Genomic DNA, 17,384 nt, shown 5'->3' with positions numbered 1-17,384 from the left:
CCGTCGTCCCGTCGGCGATCCGGACGTGCGCCTGCGCCACCGGCTCCGCGACCCGGCGAGTCGCAACCTACTCGTTCGTCGGATTCCAAGCGCGGACATGGACCACCCGCGCTCGCTCGTGGTCGTCGCTTCCGCCCTCCGCCGTCGCCGGCTCATCTCTCGCCGGCTCCATCCCCGCCGTCTCCTCGTCGTCTCGGCGGTCGTCGCGCTGTCGCTGTTCGCGCTCGGTGCGATGGCGGGGCTCGCGGCCGCCCACGGCGGCGCGGTTCGCGGGGCCGCCCGGGGGTCGGTCTCCGTCCCGACGTGGCTGTTCCTCCTCACGGGTGGCGGCGTCGTCGGCGCCTCCTTCCTCCTGGCGAGTTTCGTCACGGACCGGGCGTTCGTCGCCGCGGTCCACGCCTGGCACCGCGTGTTCTCGGCGCCGGCGGCCACGCTCCGTCGACTCGTCCAAGTGGTCGGCGTCGTCGTGCTCCTGGCGGTGGTCGTCGTCGGGTTCGTCGGCCCGGACACCCCGACCCGCAACCTCGCGATCCTCGTCGTCTGGGTCGGGTGGTGGGGCGGCTACGTCGCGTCGGCGTACCTCGTCGGGAACACGTGGTTGACCGTCAACCCCTTCCGGACGGTGGCCTCGCTTCTCCCCTCGCTGGATCGGCCGTACCCCGAACGACTGGGAGCGTGGCCGAGCGTCGCCGGTCTCCTCGCGCTCGTCTGGCTGGAGATCACGTCCCCGCTCGCCGAGGACCCACCCCTCCTCGCCACGGTCGTCGTCGCGTACACGGTCGTCACCGTCGCCGGGGCGGTCGTCTTCGGCACCGACCGGTGGTTCTCCACGGTCGACCCGGTCTCGCGTGCGCTCCGCTACTACGGTCGCGTCGCTCCCCTTGAACGGACGGACGCCGGGATACGGTTCCGGCTCCCCGGCGCGGCGCTGTCGGAGACCCGACTGGTCACCGGCCGCGACGAGGTCGCGTTCGTCGTCGCCGTCCTCTTCGTGACGACGTACGACGGGCTCGTGGCTACCGCTCCCTGGGCGACGTTCGCGCGAGCCGTCGTCGGCGTTGGCGTGCCACCGCTCGCCGTCTACCTCGGTGCGTATCTGGGCGGGTTCGGACTCTTCTACCTCGCCTTCCGTGCGGCGACGACCGCCGCCCGCCGCTTCGGTGACACCTACCTCTCCCCGCTGGAGTTGGCCCGGCGCTTCGCGCCGTCGCTCCTGGCCATCGCCGCCGGCTACCACCTCGCGCACAACCTCGGGACGATCCTCACGCTCGCCCCGGCCTTCCTGGCCGCGCTCGCCGCACCGCTGTCACCGCCCGCGAACCCGACGGTGCTCGTGCTGCCACCCTGGTTCGGCGGCCTCGACCTCGCGTTCGTCCTCCTCGGCCACCTGGTCGCGGTCTGGGTCGCTCACGCGACCGCGTACGACCTCTTCCCCAGTCGGTTACAGGCCGTCCGCAGTCAGTACGGCGTCACGCTCGCCATGATCGCCTACACGATGGTCAGCCTCTGGGTCGTCGCCGAACCGTTCGTCACGCCACCGTTCCTCTCCACATGACCACGAACACGACACCCGCCGAGGACGACGCGAGCCACGACCGCACCGTCCCGACCACGGACGGCGACCGCGACGGCGACCCGCACACGAATCCCGTCGCGAGCGACGCACGGACCGCCGTCGAGACGGACGTCCCGTCCGGCGCGTCGGTCCACCGCTGTGCGTACTGCGACCGACCGTTCGCCGAGGAGTCGTACCTGATCCTGCACCGCGGCCTCGCGCACGCGGACGTCCTCTCCGAGACCGAGCGCGAGGCGTTCGCCGACGCGTACGCGGAGGAAGAAGCCGACCTCGGGCGGTTCCGCATCGTCGCGCTCGGCCTCTTGGTGCTGCTGTACTTCGGCTTCCTCTTCACGTTCGCCGTCGTGACGTGACGGCGGCGGAGCCGGTTCGACTCCTACGACTCCCGCAGCGTCTCGTCGAGGAATCGGAGCGTCTTCGCCCACGCGTCCATCGTCGCCTCGGGCTGGAAACTCTCGCCGCTCGGGTTGGCGAACGCGTGGCCCGCGCCCTCGTAGACGTACACCTCGTGTTCGACCCCGAGTTCGTCGAGCGTCTCGTTGAACGCGCGGACGTCCTCGACGGGGACCACTCTGTCCTCGGAGCCGAACACGCCGAGCACGGGCGCGTCGATCCGCTGGAGCGTCTCCTCGTCCGTCGCGAGCGTCCCGTAGTAGATCACGGTCGCGTTCAGATCGGCCTCGCTCAGGCTCAGCTGGAGACTCTGTCCGCCGCCGAAACACCACCCGAGGCTGGCGACCTGGTTCGTCGTGTCCGACCTGTCGCGCAGGCCCGCGACGGCGCGGCTCATCTTCGCGACCGCTTCGTCGGGGTTGTTTCGCACCTCTCCGGAGAGTTCGGCGGCCTGCGAGGAGTTCGTCGCCACCTGTCCGTCGTAGAGATCGACCGCGAAGACGACGTAGCCGTGGCCGGCGAGGATGTCGGCCATGTGCTCGATGTTCTCGTTGAGCCCCCACCACTCGTGGATCATGATCACGGCGGGGTAGGTGCCGTCGTCGGCCGGCCGCGCGAGGTAGCCCGGCGTGCCGTCGATGGTCGTCCGCTCGGCCGTGATGGCCGAGAGGTTCTCGGCACTGAAGATCGCGGCGTTCTGTCCGGAGACGGCCACCTCACAGGTGCCGTCCTTCTCGATCGCGCCCGGTTGACAGCCCATGTGCGGAGTCTGCGTGTACGACGCCTCCGCCGTCTCCGTCGGCGTTGGCTCTGCGGTCGAGGTCTCCATCTCGGTCGGTGCCTCCGTATCCGTTCCGGCCGGTGCAGCCGTCGTGTCCCCGCCCTGGATGCCGGAGCAGCCGGCCAGGATGACCACTGCGGCGACGATCACTGGTGTCAACCGTCTAAGATTCATGCCGTGTCGGAGGGGGCGGCGTATAAAACGATTTCGTAACCCCCGCACGCAATCCGATAGGTCAGATGCGAGCGACGGGCGTGTCGGAGCGCTCGAGACCCTGGGTCGGGAAACGTCGGGACCCGACGAGGAAGACGTGGTGATCGCACACGAGACGAACGCGCTCGCCGGTGCCGCCGGATCGGCTCAGTCGGCGCTCGTCCGCGCCAGGTGGTACGGCTGGCGGTAGATCAGTTCCTTCAGCTCCGCCAGGGAGTCGCGGCCCGCGCTACCCGTCATCGCACCGACGACGGCGAACACCTCCTGGCGGGAGATCTTCACGCCGTGGCTCGAGACGGCGTCTTCGGGACGCGCGAGCAGTTCTCGGAGGGTCCCGACGGCGAGGAGGAAGGGGATCGCCCAGGCGGCCAGCGTGTTGCCGTCTTTGAGCGGGACTGTCTCGAGGTAGAGCTGTGCGTCGTCGAGGAAGCCCGTCGCGTGGTCGGCGGTGCGTTCGACGACCGCGGCGGTCCCGGGGGCGTTCTCGGGGTCGAGCACCTCTTCCTGGGAGACGCCCTCCTCGGCGAGCCACTCGGCGGGGAGGTAGACGTTGTTCTCCTCCTCGTAGTCGTCGCGGACGTCCTTCGCGATGTTGACGAGCTGGAGGAGGAGGCCGAACTCCTCGGCGGTCTCGTACAGCCGCGCCCGTCGCTCGGAGGCGACGTCGCCGCGGGTGACGAGGTTGGTGATGAGGTTGCCGACCGTCCCGGCGGCGTAGTAGCAGTACTCCTCGAGCTCCTCCCGGGACTGGATGCGGAGCCCGCCCTTCTCGGCGTAGCGCTCGACGAACATCGCCATCCCCTGGACGAGTTCGCGCGCCGGCGGCGTGACGGCCTCGCGGACGTCGTGCGGGAGGCCCTCGAACGTCCGGACCACACGAGGCGCGTTGGCGACGACGCTCCAGTCCTCGGAGCGTTCGTCTTCGGGGGGGAGGTACGGCTCGACGCTCTCGACGAACGCGTCGATGGTGGTCTCGTCGTCGGGATCGAGCGCCGCGTCGTAGAGCCGGAGGATCCGCGCCTGCGCCTCCGGCGGGATCTCGTCGGCGTCCTCGACGGTGTCGGCGATACGGCAGACGAGATAGCCGACACAGATGTACGAGGCCATCGGCTCCTCTAGCACGTCGACGGTCAGGGCGAAGGTTCGCGAGACGCCCTGTACCGCGTCGTGACACCACTCCAGGTCGGCGTCGACCTCCGGCGGACGGTCTACGTGTCTAGACATTCGAGATAGCGGGATGTAGGTAGGAGGGAATAAAAAGGTCGTGGGACTCGGCCTCCCTTGCGACGGCGTCGGCCCGGTCGGCGTGTGGTGTCCGGACGGTCGGTCCACTCGCGGACGGAGCCGTCAGCGCCGAACGGCGATGCACCGCCGTTCTCCGGATGTGAACCGCCAGGTGTCGGAACCCGGCCCGAACCGCGACGGGTCGACACGCGCCGCGCCGCGTCGTGGTCGCGAACCCAGACCCCGGTCCACGTCGATACGCGACGCTCCGACCCGCGCCAACATTCAAGCCACGACCGGTCGAAGCGCGGGTATGGACTTCGCCCTCTCACAGGAGCAGAAACAGATCCGCGACATGGTCGCGGAGTTCGTCGACGAGGAGATCGTGCCTCGCGCGGCGGAGATCGACGAGACCGACGAGTTCCCGTGGGACCTCGTCACCCAGATGGCCGAGCTCGGTCTGATGGGGATGCCCTTCCCCGAGGAGTACGGCGGTGCGGGGCTCGACTACCACTCGTACGCCATCGGCCTCGAGGAGATCTCGCGGGGGAGCGGCGGTCTCGGCACGATCGTCGCCGCTCACACCTCGCTCGCGGGGAACATGCTCTACGAGTTCGGGAGCGAACGGCAGAAGGAGGAGTATCTCGAACCGCTCAACCTCGGCGACGATATCGGTGCGTTCGCGCTGTCGGAGGCCGGTGCCGGCTCCGACGTCCCCGCGATGGAGACCGTGGCACGGAAAGAGGGCGACGAGTACGTCGTCGACGGTTCGAAGCTCTGGATCTCGAACGGGTCCGTGGCGGACACGGTGACGGTGTTCGCCAAGACCGACGAAGACGCCGGCAACCAGGGGATCTCGTCGTTCGTCGTCCGCCCGAAGGAGGACACGGGCTTTCACGTCGAGGGAACGGAGCACAAACTCGGCGACAAGGGCTGTCCCACCGCCGAACTGCGGTTCGACGAGATGCGCCTGCCCGCCGAGCGCCGCATCGGCGAGGAGGGCCGTGGCTTCGTGCAGGCGCTGAAGACGCTCAACGGCGGCCGCATCACCATCGCGGCTCGCGGCGTCGGCATCGCACGCGCGGCGCTCGACGAGGCGAGACAGTACGCGAACGACCGCGAACAGTTCGGCCAGCCGATCGGCGAGTTCCAGTCGATCAAACACAAACTCGCCGACATGGACACCAAGATCCAGGCGGCGAAGCTGTTGATGCACCGGGCCGCCGACCGCAAGATCAGCGGCGAGTCGTACATCAAGGATGCCGCGCAGGCGAAGCTCTACGCCTCGGAGATCTCCCGCGAGGTCGCGAACGAGGCCATCCAGATCCACGGCGGCTACGGCTACACGAAGGACTTCCCGGTCGAGCGGTTCTACCGCGACGCGAAGCTCAACGAGATCTACGAGGGCACCTCAGAGATCCTCCGCAACACCATCGGCGATCAGGTGCTCGACGCCTGACCGCGGGGCGAAGCCTGCCGGGTGCCGGGTGTCGATTCACGTCCCGCGACGGCGACGCGCCTACTCGCAGGCGTAGGGGTTCTCGCGCGTCCCCGGCGGGTGCTGGACGCGGAGGAACGGCGGCTCCTCGACGTACTCCACGAGCGAGGTCGAGCCGACGAACCCACAGGGGGACTTCCGGAGCGTCACGTACTGCAGGCCGTCGTCTTCGAGCCAGATGTCGAGCACCTGATCGGCGGCGGACCGGTAGAACGCACCGATCTGGTCGTCGATGGTGTCGGGGTTCGACACGTGGAGCAGGGTGTCGTTCTCCTCGATCAGCTGCGCCTCCTCGAAGTAGCGGACCTGCCGGGCCTCGTCGTCCCCGAACGCGTGGGCGATGGCGTCGGCGTTGACGACGTGGAAGCGGTCGAGATCGGTCCGATTGTCCAGATCCGAGAGGAGTTCCGTCAGCGCAGTCTCGCTCTCGCGTGGAGCGTAGACGTTCGGTGCGGACCGGTCCCACGCGCCGATGAGATCGACGACGAAGAGCCGATCCTCGGCGAGCAGTTCGTCGAGTGCGAGGTCGTGACCGGCGAGCAGCGACTCGACGCGCGACTGCCGAAGCCCGATAGTCGGGACGAGTGTGACCGTGTGGTCCGTCTCGAACGCGTGCGACAGCAGCGTCGAGAACAGCGCCGCGAGGTTCGCCCGTCCGTCGTGCTGGAGGAGGACGCCCGCCCCGCGGACGAGCCCGCCGCCACAGAGCGCGTCGAGTCCCGGAAGCCCGATGGGCCGGTGCGTGTGGCCCTTCAGCGCAGGTGGCTGTGACCGGCGGAGCGGTCCGACGCGGACCCCGTCGGTGGTGATCTCTAGCTCCATCCGGCGACGGTCGTGGTCGACGCCGCGCATCTTCGTGATCTCGAGGAACCGATGCGTGTCCGCCCGCACCGGGTGTCGCGAGAGTTCGACGACGCCGTGCGTGGTGAACCGCAACAAGTCGCTGCCGGTGAGCCCGCCGTTCCCGTAGGACTCCGCCGTGAACAGCGTGGTCGCATCGGCCTCGTCGGTGAAAAAGCGGATCAGGTCGAGCACGGTCCGTCGGTAGCGTTCCTCGTCGTCCGACACCACGGAGAGACCCGAGGCGCTGTCGAAGACGACGCGGTCGCAGGGGACGTGCCGTTCGAGATACTGGCGGATGTACTTCCCGGTGAACGGAGCCTCGAATCCGGGGCCCAGCACCTCGTCGTCGTCGAGCGACTGGAGGGTGAGTTCCTCGTCACCCTCGACCGTCTGTCCGAGGGTGGCGTGGATGGAGACGAACGTCAGGTGTTCGTGGTCGACGTCGAACGAGAACGACGAGAACGAGTCGCGGAGTTCGTCGATCGTCTGTTCGGTGCTGACGTACAGGCAGTCCTCGCCGGCGGCGAGTCCGGTCTGGAGGAACTGCATCGCGAGCGTGCTCTTGCCGGTCCCCGGTCCGCCGGTCACGAGGACCGCCCGATTCGACGGGACTCCACCGCCGAGCATCTCGTCGAGCACGGGATCACCGATCGCGAGACGGGCCTCGCTGTCTGTCATGCCCGATTCCACTCCCGGAAGCCTGATATACGTATCTCCTCGACCGACGGCACCGTCGCGACGTCCTCCGAAAACCGACAGCTTTCACTGTCTGTGGTCCCTGCCTTCGGACATGAGTGAGGCCCGTGCGGACGACGTCGGTGTGACCGCGCGTTACTACGAGACCGACACCGAGCGCGTCCTCGAGTTCGACCGCGACGGTCGGACGGCCGCGATCGCGCAGAACCGCGAGGGGTACGCAATGCTGAAGGTGCGACCGACCGCCGACGGCGACGAACTCGAACGGTACTACGGCTTCGACATGGCGCTGGACCACGCCGGCGAGCTGCTCGGCGTCGCCCCGCACGACCTCCCGGTCCCCGACGACGCCGCCGACATGGGGATGTGACGGGATCAGAAGAGTGCCCCGTCGGCGCGAACACTCGCTGACGCCCGGTGCGACTGCTGTCGCTGACGTCGCCACCGCGGTCGCTGTCGCCGGCGTCGACCGGTCACAGCCCCTCGCGCCAGTAGAACGCGGGGCCGAGCACCAGATAGCCCAGCGCGAGGAACAGGAGCGCGTACGCGAACCCCCGGCCGTACCACCCGCGGGAGACGATCGCCGCGAACTGGACGACGCCCATCACGAGCGCGTCCTGCGCGTGGAGGTCGGGGTACGTGATCGTGGTCACCATCAGGACGGCCAGCACGAGCGTGAGCGGCACGAGCACGAGCGCGTCGCCGAACCCCGCGAGGACCGTCGCCGCGAGGACCGTCGCCGCGAGCGTCGTCTGGACCCCCTGTGTCTCGTCCACCTCGGTGTCGTACGCCGTGTAGAGCCCGAGTCGGATCACGGCCATCACGACGAACAGCGCCGGGAAGCCGACCGAAGCGACGAGCGCCGGCACCGCTGTCGGATCGGTGAGCGACCACTGGGCTTTGGCGACGCAGGCGACGAGCAGCGCCGGGGCCACTCCGAACGACGCGACGTCGGCCAGCGAGTCGAGGTAGGTGCCCGCGGGCGTCGAACCGACCTTGCGGGCGACGACGCCGTCGAGCGCGTCGGCGATCGCTGCGAGGAGGATGACCCTGGCGGCCAGGTTCGCGTCGACCGTCGCGGCGACCGCAGCGAGGAAGCCCAGTCCCGCGTTCCCGACGGTCACGGCGTCCGCGAGGCCGAGCCGGCCGACGAACCGGGGCTTCATACGTCCCGCGTGAACGAGGGTGGCTTTACGTCTTTACATCCGCTCCCGGCGGTCGCATCGTCGCCGGATCCCGGCGCTCGCGGGCGGTCGCCGACTGTCGGAAACCGCGTGTCCGATCGGAACCACGCGACATTTACGCGCCCGGTCCTCTACGTGCTCGTATGAGCCGCCTCACCGACACCACGTCACGACGGCGGATCCTGGCCGCAGTCGGAACCGCGAGCGTCGCCTCCCTCGCCGGCTGTACGGCGCTCGTGACCGGCGGCGGCGACGACTTCGACGTCGGCATGACCGCGAACGCGTTCACCCCGCCCGAGATCACGGTCTCGGTCGGTGACGAGGTCGTCTGGCACAACACCAGCTCGCGCGGCCACACGGTGACGGCGTACGAGAACGCCATCCCCGACGAGGCCGACTACTTCGCCAGCGGCGGGTTCGCGGGAGAGGCGGAGGCGCGGCAGGCCTGGCGGGACGGCCTCGGCGGGCGGATCGACTCCGGCGAGTCGTTCAGCCACACGTTCGAGGTCGCCGGCAGATACGACTACGTCTGTATCCCGCACGAGCAAGGGGGCATGGTCGGCGCCGTCATCGTCGAAGAGTAGTCCCGTCACCGTCGCGGAGTTCTGCCATCGTCTGAGAAAATCCCGTCGTCGAGGAGTCGTCGAACCGCTCTCGCACGGACACACGGCTCGACTCGCGGCCGCTCGCGCTCGTCACGCTCCCGCCCGCCCTGACGTCTCTCGTCAGTCGACTCACTCTCCGCGAGCCGCCGTCGCATCTGTTCCCTTCGCGTTCGGCGGCTTCTCACACGTCGCGAACGCCACCCGCTCGAACGGCGTCGCTCCACGTCGCTTCTCGCCGTCTCCTCCTTCCGAAAAGAGCGTCGCGTTCGATCGAAGCCGGCTCAGTCCTCGCTGACCGCCACGTCGTCGGCGTCGACGTCGACAGCCGCCTCCTCCTCGGCCTCGACCTCTTCGGGTCGGGCCTCGAGGGTGAGCTTCTGGACCTCGACTCTCCTGAGCGGGTAGATGACCTTGGCCTCGCCGTAGATCGCCGACGAGAGCCGTCCCTCGACGACGCTGTCGACGAGCTGTTCGTACGTTCGTTCGGCGGCGGCCTCTCTGACGATATCGATCATCACCCGACGGATGGCCTGCTCCTGGCTGCGGTCGGCCTTCTTCGTGGTGAAGGCCGCGGGCTGGAGCTGGACGCGGTAGTCGTCCGTCGTCAACACGGTGATGTTGGCGTCGACCTTCGACGCGCCGCGGCGCACGAGGCTCCGCAGGTAGTCCCGCGTGAGCTCGTGCTTGATGAACTCGGTGTACGCCGTGTCCGACGCCACCTCCGTGATCTTGAACGTGAGCTTGGTGTTGTTCGAGCCGGCGTCGCCGGTGAGCTCGCCGAGCGTCACGTCGATGGTTCGACCCTCTACTTTCTCCGGTTCGTCGGCGAAGGTGGTGCCGAGTTCCTCTCGGTCGAACTGTTCGGGGGCGAGGATGGTGTACCATCGCTTGCCACGCTTCTGTCTGGATACTGATCGTTCACTCATGATTGTCGTGTGTAGTGTCTGTCTGGTCGGTTTCGTCTGTCGATTCGTCGGCGTCGTCCACGTCGACTGCGTCGTCCGGATCGTCGACGTCCGAGTCGTCCACGTCGGCCCTGCCGTCTGGATCGTCCACATCGGGTCTGCCGGTTCTGCCGTCGGCGTCGTCCGCACCCGCGAGGCGGTCGGCGACCACGAGGTTCACGACGTAGTCGTCGACCGACGAGTGGAGTCCACCCGTCCGTCCGCGCTCGATCGTCGTGAGGACCTCGTCGCCGTCGACGCGCGTCGTCATCGAGTCGGTGTTGTCCGGCGCCAGGGCGGCCGCGACGACCGTCGCCGCCTCGGGCGTGGCGTGCGTCGTGCGGACGCGGGCTCGTCTCACGACAGCGCCTCCCGTGCCGTCCGCTCGAACGACTCGGCGTCGACGTCGAACCGGGCGTCGGCCTCGCGGGCCGTGCCGTCGGCGGTGGTCGTCTCGGCGCTCGCCGCGAGCGCCCCGGCCGCGTCGACCGCGTCGTCGTGAGTCGCCACTGCGGCCACCTCGTCGGAGACGACGAGCGCCGTGGGTTCGGGCGAGCGGAAGTCCCGCACGAGTCGGGCGACGGTCCGCAGTCGTCCGGCCGCCCGTCGGCAGTCGGGATCGTCCTCGTCGGCGTCCACCGGCCGGGGCGTTCGCACGACGAAGACGCCGCCGTGCCGGGCCGTCTCGGCCCCGCGCACCGCCTCGTGCGCGTGCGTGGCGTGTCGTCGCCACGCCGCGAGCGCCGGCGTCCGCGCGTCGTGTCCGAGCGCGAGGGCGACGCCCGTTCCCGGCTCCTCCCGCGCGACCGCACAGAGCACGTCGGCATACCCCTCGACGGTCGCGAAGGGCGTACCGTCGCCGAGGTGGAGCGGGTTGAGCGCACGCGACACCGTCTCGGCCGCACGCGGTGTCGCGCCCGGACCCGTCGCCGTATCGACCGCCACACGGGAGGCGATCCGTCGCCGGGCACCGTCGTCGAGGTCGGCGGACAACGCCAGCTCCGCGAGAACCGCTCCCGCGGCGTCCGGCCCCTTCGAGAACGGCGCGTGCAGGAGCGTCGAGTGCCCCAGCCCGTCGGCGAGGTCGGCCACGGGGACGCCGACACCCGGCGCACGCTCGAGGCCCGCCGCATCGGCGAGCGTCGACGCGGCGGGGTCGGCCTCGCTCGCGGCGACGCCGGCGAGCGCGAGGAGCGGATCGGCGTCCGTCCCCAGTTCGCGGGCGATCTCGAACGCCACCGTCGGTGCCGTCTCGGGATCCGAGAGCGTCAGGTCCGCCGGACGGCCGGGACCCACGCGGACGGTGAGCGCGTCGTCGGCCACCGCGTAGGCGGAGTCGCGACGGACGCGGATCTGGAACGGGATCTCCCGCTCGCGGAGTGCCCGGGCGACGACGCCGCTGGTCGCGAGCGAGGCACCGTCCGGCGCGGCGACGACCCGGACGAACCGAGCGTCGGCGAGCGCGGCGGCGGCCTCCTCGGGCGTCGGCGTCGCGGTGGCGGATGGCGATTCCATGACGGCGGTGGTGGACATCTACTCGAGCAGTTCGACGGCCGCGTCGTAGCTGTACTTGAACCCCTCGTCGAGTTGGTCGCCGCGGTAGTACTTCACCAGGCGGCGGATCTTCGACTCGGTGTTCTGCAGCGCGCGCTTGTTCTGGGCGTCCTGCGGGTTCTCCTCCATGTGTTCGCGCAGGCGGATCGCCCGCTCCATCAGGTTCCGGAGGTCCTCGGGCAGGTCCGACCCAGCGTCGTGCTCGTCGAGGATCGCCGTGACCTTCTTGCCCGTCGCGAGTTTGACGTTCGGGACTGGCGTCCCCTTCACGCCCTCGTCGCGGAGTTTCATCCCGATCTGGGAGGGGTCGTACCCCTGGTCGGCGAGTTCGACGATGCGTGCTTCGACGTCGTCGGCGTCGACGTCGCTCCATTCGGGGGGTTCGTCTGCCACCGGCTTGTCCGAACTGGACGAGCCTCGGCGGCGGGTGTGCATTCGTGCCATGTGTTCGAATTGGAACCCACAGACCGCAGGAGAGCGCCGTTTCTGTCGATAGCGACGCACTTCCGCAATCCCGAGTCCGGACGTCGAGTGCTAGGTCAACCCCGGACGAGTCAGATTTGCGGCCGTGCTGGTTCCCTACCTCACACCGGACGCCGTGCGGACTAAACCGTTACGACATCCGACCGTGGGCGCGTGGCACGAACGCGCGTCGACACCGGGGGCGCATGTGTGGCCCTCGCCGACGTCCCCAGCGACGGCCCAGTCCCGGTCGCTCATCCTCAAACTATATGTGTGACCGCGTCGACACGTTCCGTATGGCCAAGCTACGTGACGACCTCACGGCCGCCCGCGACGACCTCGCGAACGCCCTCGACAGTGCCGGTGACGAGCTGAAATCCGGCGTCCAGCGCGCCTCCTCGCAGCTATCGGACCTCGTCGACGATCTGGAGGCCGACGCCGACGACGCCGAGGCGCAGGCGCGCGCGAAACTCGACGACCTGCTGGCCGACGTCGAGGAGCTGATCGACCGTGCCGACGAGGAGACGACCGAGTATCTGGAGTCGGTTCGAGATCGATTGCGCGACGCGAAGGAGTGAGCGGGTGGCGGTGTTGCGCCCGCCGTCCCCGTGAGAGGCCCTGTCGCGCTCCTCACGAGTCGAAGCCCTTAATATCGTTACCCGGATACGCTTGGGTGCGACTGCGGGCTCGTAGATCAGGGGTAGATCACTCCCTTGGCATGGGAGAGGCCCCGGGTTCAAATCCCGGCGAGTCCACTACTGTTCCTCGGTCATACTCGGGGTTCACGACCTGAGGGTGGGTGCTCGCCACGCACACCTCACGTTTCGGTATACCCGAGGTCGGCCAGTTGAACTTTGATAGCGTCACTGATGTTCGAGCGAGTACCGGTGTGTATCTCGTCGCCATACTGGTCGAACCACGACTCATAAAACGATCTGAACGCTGCGGCGTCAGAGAGGTGGTCAGAGAGCACGTCCGTCTCCTCGTCTGAGACGTGAAAGAGGGATTCGACTCCAGGGCCTCGTTTGTACAGGAACTCCCGGTTGCGAAGCGCCGTAACTTCGCCTTCGTTGAAGTCCGAGCCGTCGAATTCGGGGTTGTATTTGCTGAACACCTCGAAACTGTCTGCGGACCTCGGACTCGCCCCCTTTTGAGTGACCGCGTACGGTCTCGTCTGGGATGCTATATTGTACCCCTGGAACGACTCCGTCTTTGCACCCGCCCGGTCCACCAGATACTCCATCACATCCATGTGCTGCACGATTGCGTCCTCGTCGAAGTCGTCTTCAGCTCCACCGATCACCAGTGGCACGTGCGAGACAGGGTCGTTCACCACCAACTTGTGTGCAACCGCCCCGTTTTCACCGAACAGTTCACCGTGGTCTGCGGTGATTACGAGGACGGTATTTTCGAGCGGGGTCAGGACGCCGATGATATCATCAAGTACCGAATCGATCTGTTTCACCTCACCATCGTACAAACTAATCAAGCAGCCCCACTCGTCTGCAGTCAGGTCACAGCCGTTCGCGACGAGTTCTCGATGGCCCTCGATATGTCCGAACCGTTCGCGCGAGAGTCGTAGCCCGGCCGACGTGCTCAGTTTCGACTCGTCATAGAACTCCTCCTGAAACGGATACGGGGGGAAGTTCGGGTTGTGTGGCCCGTTGATATGCACGTACAGGAAGTACGGAGAGGCCCGGTCTCTCAACTGTCTGATCCATCTCGACGCGATGTCTCTCGTTATCAACGGCATCATGCCGTCTTTGAGCCTCTCGATACCGAGTTCGAGGTATTCGCCGATGTTTTTGACGTTCGGGAGCGTGTGATGGAACAGATGTTGGTAGCTCGCCCTCGGATTACGGAGAACGTAGTACAGGTTGGAGCCTTCAACGTACGGCGGCTGGTACCAGTCGAACCCCCTGTCTAATCCCGTTGCAGGCCCGACGTTGCCCATCTCAGAGATACAGGCGGTGTGATATCCTGCTTCAGCTAACAGCTCCGGTACCGTTGGTATCGATTCGGGAACGACCTCGTTCCTCTCTCGCAATCCGAGTCCGTGATACGACGGGTACGTTCCCGTGAGCATCGACCCGACCGACGGACGGGTCCAGATACCGTGCGAGTACGCCCGCGAAAACGACTGAAACAGGCCTTCTTCTGTTCGATGTTTTAGATTCGGGGTCGTGTCTCGGAAATACCCGGCTAACGTAGTGTGGTCGTACCGTAGACTGTCGACTGTAATCCAGACGATATTCGGACGCCCACGAATCATATCCCTGTTATCCAGCTATCCCAAATATAAATAGCTTAACTGCAGGTTCTCAGACCTGAGACGTGTTTCGACGTCCGCTCTCCCTCACGGTCCCAACAGAGAGGAGACGTACTCTCGGGAGGTCGCTCAGCAGGGTAGTTCAACTACTGCGTTCGCGGGGTTCGTCGGTGTCGTATCGGGTTCTGTGGGTAGAGACCGCCAGTGTGAGCCCCCCAGTGAGGGTGAAGCGAGCGACCGCAGACGTGGGAGAGGCCCCGGGTTCGAATTCCGGTGAGTCCACTTCCTTTCGCTCACTTCGTTCGCTCCAGTCAGTGGACTCGCCGTAGTCCCCCTCGCTCGCTGCGCTCGCTCGCGAGACTCCCGGCGAGTCCTGTGTCGTATATTTCCATCCTCTTCCTCTCGGCGGCCGACTCGACCGTGACGGCGTGTATCGCCTCTTCCTCTATCTCGATCAACGTTCAATGCGGAGAACGATCGTCAAGAGGCCCAGAAAATCCTCTGTGGCGGTCGCCACCTCTGGGAACGAACGAAGCGGAATCCAGCCGTGTTCCCGAGCGGGAGATTCGAATATCGCATCGAGAAGCCGGAGCACGACCTGCGCTCAGTTGAGGCTAAGATGGTTACCAGAGTGCGTGGAGGTTGCATCTGGGAGCAACTCCGATAGCGGCGGTCCCGTGAGTGGTAACACTCTTCGACTCGTACTTTATCGGAGTATTTTGCTGGTTATTAGCGACTGACCGACATTCGAGATCGCGTCCTCCGGACGTAGCCAAAGGCCACTTCGTCGAAGAGGGAATCCGACCGCAACCGTCGGATTCCCTCTTAGAGGTGTGCCTAAGGGCACAGAATTAAAATACACCGCTAGAATTCGTTACCTCTTGCCCTGTTTGTACTCGGAGACATACGTCCGAATGGTACCTTCTTTTACGCCCATTTTCTCCGCAACTTCTTCTCGGGTCAATTGGCCAACTACACCGAGATATACTGCAATAGCTGCCTTCCCTTGCATCGCAACATCGAGTGGAATTTCTTCCCATCCTGGCGTAACTTCAAAGCCACCAGTTTGACGCCATAATCGCATGAATGCAGGGACTTCTGACCTATGACGAAGATGCTTGTTCTTGATTTCAAACCGAGACCCATCCGGCAACTCTCCCCATATCTCCGACTTCGGTAGAGTTTTTCCCTCGACCCATTTCCGTCCCTTTTTAAACACTATCTTGTCCTCCTCACCCGCAATCACCCACACCTCATCGTATTCTGATACTTTGTACATGTTTTGTAACGAAATACTAAGAAACCAAGCCCCATCAATATTGGAGTGTAGTCCGGTGCGCTGAACAAGTCGGTTGAAGGGGAGTTCGCTAATCAAAGGAGCCACAGCACCGATCCAGAGTGGCAAGGCTGTAGATCGGTGCCGCGACCCACACACATGAGTAAACCACGACACGAGAAAAATTGGACGGACATTCGACAAGCAGTTTTCACTCGAGATCAGCACAGATGCGGTAACTGCCTTGGGCACATCAAAGAGGGTTTTACTCTTGACCCAGACCACATTGTTCCGCGAGGGGCAGGTGGATCAGATAGACTTAGCAATATCAATACTCTGTGTCGAAAATGCCACAAAGCAAAACATGGAGAAGGAATCGCACCTTCGATTCATCTAGTGAGTAGTGGCGAGATGACGGGCTTGGAATTTATGTGGTTTAGAAAGCTGCTCCGTGAGATGATTCCCGCAATGGCAAGAGCATTCGATGTGAGACTTGAGCCCAAATTCGGGCTTGACGATCAAGACAGGTGGTACCTGCCGGTCGGCGATTTGCGTAGGCTAGATCGTCAGCTTTTGGAGGCTGATGAGGATGACCAGTACAGTTCTTTCCGTCCTGAGCAATATATGTAGTCTTTCGACCTATCCATTGTTAACAAACCAGTTAATTTCATATTCAACTCTGAGTTCAGGACAATCAATTATCGATGCTATCTGTTCGCCAGTGACCGAACCTTCTGACTCTGCAGTAGCAAGGAGCTCCTGAACCGCGCCAACAGGATAAGCACCTGTATTCCCGCGCATCCGGAGGTAATATCCAACGGCTTTGTCTATCGCTTTTGACTTGGTCGCCTCGCCGGTAGCCTCACAGAGGGACTCGTACCGTCGCTTTCGGGACTCGGTCATCCTGATTCTCATCGTATTATTGTACACGTTATCCGGATTCCTAGCTTTGTCGCCCTACTGGAGTCTGATTAGTATATAATGAGGTTGGTGTTCTGAGCTGAACGAGTTCACCAAGGCTGTAAAACTAAGGACCAACTCATCGATCTGCACACGGAGAGACGTGCAGTTGTGTGCAATTTTCGGAGTCTGTATTTTTTACGCCCAGCCCCTGTGAGACACTCCTCCTCGCCGAAGATCCGTTCGTCCCCGAACGAAACCGACTCCCGACCGGGACAACACTGGTGTGTACACGAACCCATACGCAAAACACGAATGGCCTCGAAGAACAGCGGGATCAGGGAGGACGTCTACGAGCGGCTCAAGGCGCACAAACGCGGTGACGAGAGCTTCAGCGAGACGCTCGACCGCATCCTCCACGAACTCGACGCCGACTGGCGGACGAACGCGGGCTTTCTCACCGACGAGACGGCCGCCGACCTCGAAGCGGAAGTCGCTCGCGGCCTCGATGACGTCGACGACGCGTTCGGCGACCTCGGCGACGACGTCGACGAGCGACTCGCGGAGGGTTCGTGAAACTCGTCGACTCCTCGTTCCTCGTGGGCCCCACTACCCACCTCACCACCGGACCGAAAGAGACACAACCACCAGCCGACATCCACCACTCGATGAACACCTCGCTCGTCGAACTGCTCCCGGAAGCGCTCGAACTCCTGGTATTCGGTCTCGGAACCGTCGCGCTGTCAGTCGTCGGCGCGTTCCTCGAACGGTTCGCGTTCGAGACCGTCGCGGGTGGACAGCTCGCTCTCGGTGCCTGGGAAGCGCTGATGGGCGTGATGGCGATCTACTTCGCCTACTTGCTCCTCACCGACAAGTGCTGGCCGGCGTTCACGGCCGTCAGCGGCAAACTCCGCGACGCCTGAAGACGCTCCTCCCTCTCCGTCCCCCTTCACTCGGTAGCGATCG

21 protein-coding genes and 1 tRNA gene are annotated in these 17,384 nt (G+C 65.3%); 10 read left to right on the top strand and 12 right to left on the bottom strand.

The genetic code is table 11. The annotated features are described in order from the left end of the window. Nucleotides 1–97 precede the first annotated feature (97 nt). Nucleotides 98–1,555, top strand: coding sequence for a hypothetical protein (locus tag FZP69_RS07590; RefSeq protein WP_240137493.1), 1,458 nt, complete (start codon nt 98–100; stop codon nt 1,553–1,555). Continuing rightward, complete coding sequence (locus FZP69_RS22870; RefSeq protein WP_204959928.1) at nt 1,552–1,929, top strand: DUF7410 domain-containing protein; 378 nt, start codon at nt 1,552–1,554, stop codon at nt 1,927–1,929. Before FZP69_RS07590 ends, FZP69_RS22870 begins: the two co-directional genes overlap by 4 nt. A gap of 23 nt (nt 1,930–1,952) precedes the next feature. Here the strand turns inward: FZP69_RS22870 and FZP69_RS07580 are convergent, their stop codons facing one another. Together FZP69_RS07580 and FZP69_RS07575 are read right to left on the bottom strand one after the other, a co-directional pair. Beyond that, nucleotides 1,953–2,924, bottom strand: coding sequence for a dienelactone hydrolase family protein (locus tag FZP69_RS07580; RefSeq protein WP_152040720.1), 972 nt, complete (start codon nt 2,922–2,924; stop codon nt 1,953–1,955). Between the two features lie 186 nt (nt 2,925–3,110). Then, nucleotides 3,111–4,187, bottom strand: coding sequence for a phytoene/squalene synthase family protein (locus tag FZP69_RS07575; protein WP_152040719.1), 1,077 nt, complete (start codon nt 4,185–4,187; stop codon nt 3,111–3,113). 313 nt (nt 4,188–4,500) lie between these two features. Between FZP69_RS07575 and FZP69_RS07570 the strand changes: the two genes are divergently transcribed. Further along, a complete protein-coding gene (locus FZP69_RS07570; RefSeq protein ID WP_152040718.1) occupies nt 4,501–5,646 on the top strand; it encodes an acyl-CoA dehydrogenase in 1,146 nt (381 codons plus the stop codon). A gap of 60 nt (nt 5,647–5,706) precedes the next feature. Here the strand turns inward: FZP69_RS07570 and FZP69_RS07565 are convergent, their stop codons facing one another. Next, nucleotides 5,707–7,206 carry an RAD55 family ATPase gene (locus FZP69_RS07565; RefSeq protein WP_152040717.1) on the bottom strand — a complete coding sequence of 500 codons (1,500 nt, stop codon included), beginning with the start codon at nt 7,204–7,206 and terminating at the stop codon, nt 5,707–5,709. 112 nt (nt 7,207–7,318) lie between these two features. Between FZP69_RS07565 and FZP69_RS07560 the strand changes: the two genes are divergently transcribed. Next, nucleotides 7,319–7,594: a DUF7111 family protein gene (locus FZP69_RS07560; RefSeq protein WP_152040716.1), complete on the top strand. Its 276-nt coding sequence runs from the start codon at nt 7,319–7,321 to the stop codon at nt 7,592–7,594. 103 nt (nt 7,595–7,697) lie between these two features. Here FZP69_RS07560 and FZP69_RS07555 read toward each other — a convergent pair whose 3' ends face one another. Beyond that, complete coding sequence (locus FZP69_RS07555; protein ID WP_152040715.1) at nt 7,698–8,390, bottom strand: protein sorting system archaetidylserine synthase; 693 nt, start codon at nt 8,388–8,390, stop codon at nt 7,698–7,700. Nucleotides 8,391–8,551: 161 nt separating this feature from the next. Here FZP69_RS07555 and FZP69_RS07550 point away from each other — a divergent pair, with 161 nt between their 5' ends. Then, nucleotides 8,552–8,992, top strand: coding sequence for a plastocyanin/azurin family copper-binding protein (locus FZP69_RS07550; protein WP_152040714.1), 441 nt, complete (start codon nt 8,552–8,554; stop codon nt 8,990–8,992). A 302-nt stretch (nt 8,993–9,294) separates the two neighbouring features. Here the strand turns inward: FZP69_RS07550 and FZP69_RS07545 are convergent, their stop codons facing one another. From FZP69_RS07545 to FZP69_RS07530, 4 genes are read right to left on the bottom strand one after another with little or no spacing between them, the layout of a single operon-like run. Continuing rightward, nucleotides 9,295–9,939: a 30S ribosomal protein S3ae gene (locus FZP69_RS07545; protein WP_152040713.1), complete on the bottom strand. Its 645-nt coding sequence runs from the start codon at nt 9,937–9,939 to the stop codon at nt 9,295–9,297. Then, nucleotides 9,932–10,318: a KEOPS complex subunit Pcc1 gene (locus FZP69_RS07540; protein ID WP_152040712.1), complete on the bottom strand. Its 387-nt coding sequence runs from the start codon at nt 10,316–10,318 to the stop codon at nt 9,932–9,934. The genes FZP69_RS07545 and FZP69_RS07540 overlap by 8 nt, the downstream gene beginning before the upstream one ends. Next, the gene (locus FZP69_RS07535; RefSeq protein ID WP_240137491.1) at nt 10,315–11,490 is read right to left on the bottom strand and encodes an exonuclease RecJ; all 1,176 of its coding nucleotides are present in this window, start codon (nt 11,488–11,490) and stop codon (nt 10,315–10,317) included. Before FZP69_RS07535 ends, FZP69_RS07540 begins: the two co-directional genes overlap by 4 nt. Further along, nucleotides 11,491–11,955 carry a 30S ribosomal protein S15 gene (locus tag FZP69_RS07530; protein WP_152040711.1) on the bottom strand — a complete coding sequence of 155 codons (465 nt, stop codon included), beginning with the start codon at nt 11,953–11,955 and terminating at the stop codon, nt 11,491–11,493. A 314-nt stretch (nt 11,956–12,269) separates the two neighbouring features. Here FZP69_RS07530 and FZP69_RS07525 point away from each other — a divergent pair, with 314 nt between their 5' ends. Together FZP69_RS07525 and FZP69_RS07520 are read left to right on the top strand one after the other, a co-directional pair. Further along, a complete protein-coding gene (locus FZP69_RS07525; RefSeq protein WP_152040710.1) occupies nt 12,270–12,551 on the top strand; it encodes a hypothetical protein in 282 nt (93 codons plus the stop codon). A 105-nt stretch (nt 12,552–12,656) separates the two neighbouring features. Further along, nucleotides 12,657–12,728 (top strand) — tRNA-Ala (locus FZP69_RS07520). A 62-nt stretch (nt 12,729–12,790) separates the two neighbouring features. Here FZP69_RS07520 and FZP69_RS07515 read toward each other — a convergent pair. From FZP69_RS07515 to FZP69_RS22970, 3 genes are all read right to left on the bottom strand, one after another. Beyond that, the gene (locus FZP69_RS07515) at nt 12,791–14,245 is read right to left on the bottom strand and encodes a sulfatase (protein WP_152040709.1); all 1,455 of its coding nucleotides are present in this window, start codon (nt 14,243–14,245) and stop codon (nt 12,791–12,793) included. 308 nt (nt 14,246–14,553) lie between these two features. Further along, nucleotides 14,554–14,700 (bottom strand): hypothetical protein, encoded by a 147-nt coding sequence (locus FZP69_RS22455; RefSeq protein WP_192918499.1) that lies wholly within the window; start codon nt 14,698–14,700, stop codon nt 14,554–14,556. Nucleotides 14,701–15,116: 416 nt separating this feature from the next. After that, nucleotides 15,117–15,803 (bottom strand): sigma-70 region 4 domain-containing protein, encoded by a 687-nt coding sequence (locus FZP69_RS22970; RefSeq protein ID WP_240137489.1) that lies wholly within the window; start codon nt 15,801–15,803, stop codon nt 15,117–15,119. On the opposite strand from FZP69_RS22970, the gene FZP69_RS23380 reads away from it, so the two are divergent. After that, nucleotides 15,714–16,148 (top strand): HNH endonuclease, encoded by a 435-nt coding sequence (locus FZP69_RS23380; protein WP_394350157.1) that lies wholly within the window; start codon nt 15,714–15,716, stop codon nt 16,146–16,148. The two genes, FZP69_RS22970 and FZP69_RS23380, sit on opposite strands and share 90 nt — an antisense overlap. A gap of 9 nt (nt 16,149–16,157) precedes the next feature. On the opposite strand, the gene FZP69_RS07500 is transcribed toward FZP69_RS23380, so the two are convergent. After that, nucleotides 16,158–16,421: a hypothetical protein gene (locus FZP69_RS07500; protein ID WP_204959926.1), complete on the bottom strand. Its 264-nt coding sequence runs from the start codon at nt 16,419–16,421 to the stop codon at nt 16,158–16,160. Between the two features lie 312 nt (nt 16,422–16,733). Between FZP69_RS07500 and FZP69_RS07495 the strand changes: the two genes are divergently transcribed. Together FZP69_RS07495 and FZP69_RS07490 are read left to right on the top strand one after the other, a co-directional pair. Beyond that, entirely contained in the window at nt 16,734–16,994 is a 261-nt protein-coding gene (locus FZP69_RS07495) for an antitoxin VapB family protein (protein WP_152040705.1), read from the top strand. Then, complete coding sequence (locus tag FZP69_RS07490; RefSeq protein ID WP_394350145.1) at nt 16,991–17,341, top strand: hypothetical protein; 351 nt, start codon at nt 16,991–16,993, stop codon at nt 17,339–17,341. Before FZP69_RS07495 ends, FZP69_RS07490 begins: the two co-directional genes overlap by 4 nt. Nucleotides 17,342–17,384 lie beyond the last annotated feature (43 nt).

This window comes from Salinigranum salinum (genome assembly GCF_009176545.1).
Lineage (GTDB): Archaea > Halobacteriota > Halobacteria > Halobacteriales > Haloferacaceae > Salinigranum > Salinigranum salinum.
The sequence above is the reverse complement of the archived record's forward strand: the minus strand, read 5'-3'. Positions and strand labels throughout refer to the sequence as shown.

Bases quoted from the DNA above. Each gene is read 5' to 3' on its own strand.
- FZP69_RS07590 (WP_240137493.1), top strand. From the start codon at position 98: ATGGACCACCCGCGCTCGCTCGTGGTCGTCGCTTCCGCCCTCCGCCGT.
- FZP69_RS22870 (WP_204959928.1), top strand. From the start codon at position 1,552: ATGACCACGAACACGACACCCGCCGAGGACGACGCGAGCCACGACCGC.
- FZP69_RS07580 (WP_152040720.1), bottom strand. From the start codon at position 2,924: ATGAATCTTAGACGGTTGACACCAGTGATCGTCGCCGCAGTGGTCATC.
- FZP69_RS07575 (WP_152040719.1), bottom strand. From the start codon at position 4,187: ATGTCTAGACACGTAGACCGTCCGCCGGAGGTCGACGCCGACCTGGAG.
- FZP69_RS07570 (WP_152040718.1), top strand. From the start codon at position 4,501: ATGGACTTCGCCCTCTCACAGGAGCAGAAACAGATCCGCGACATGGTC.
- FZP69_RS07565 (WP_152040717.1), bottom strand. From the start codon at position 7,206: ATGACAGACAGCGAGGCCCGTCTCGCGATCGGTGATCCCGTGCTCGAC.
- FZP69_RS07560 (WP_152040716.1), top strand. From the start codon at position 7,319: ATGAGTGAGGCCCGTGCGGACGACGTCGGTGTGACCGCGCGTTACTAC.
- FZP69_RS07555 (WP_152040715.1), bottom strand. From the start codon at position 8,390: ATGAAGCCCCGGTTCGTCGGCCGGCTCGGCCTCGCGGACGCCGTGACC.
- FZP69_RS07550 (WP_152040714.1), top strand. From the start codon at position 8,552: ATGAGCCGCCTCACCGACACCACGTCACGACGGCGGATCCTGGCCGCA.
- FZP69_RS07545 (WP_152040713.1), bottom strand. From the start codon at position 9,939: ATGAGTGAACGATCAGTATCCAGACAGAAGCGTGGCAAGCGATGGTAC.
- FZP69_RS07535 (WP_240137491.1), bottom strand. From the start codon at position 11,490: ATGTCCACCACCGCCGTCATGGAATCGCCATCCGCCACCGCGACGCCG.
- FZP69_RS07530 (WP_152040711.1), bottom strand. From the start codon at position 11,955: ATGGCACGAATGCACACCCGCCGCCGAGGCTCGTCCAGTTCGGACAAG.
- FZP69_RS07525 (WP_152040710.1), top strand. From the start codon at position 12,270: ATGGCCAAGCTACGTGACGACCTCACGGCCGCCCGCGACGACCTCGCG.
- FZP69_RS07515 (WP_152040709.1), bottom strand. From the start codon at position 14,245: ATGATTCGTGGGCGTCCGAATATCGTCTGGATTACAGTCGACAGTCTA.
- FZP69_RS07500 (WP_204959926.1), bottom strand. From the start codon at position 16,421: ATGACCGAGTCCCGAAAGCGACGGTACGAGTCCCTCTGTGAGGCTACC.
- FZP69_RS07495 (WP_152040705.1), top strand. From the start codon at position 16,734: ATGGCCTCGAAGAACAGCGGGATCAGGGAGGACGTCTACGAGCGGCTC.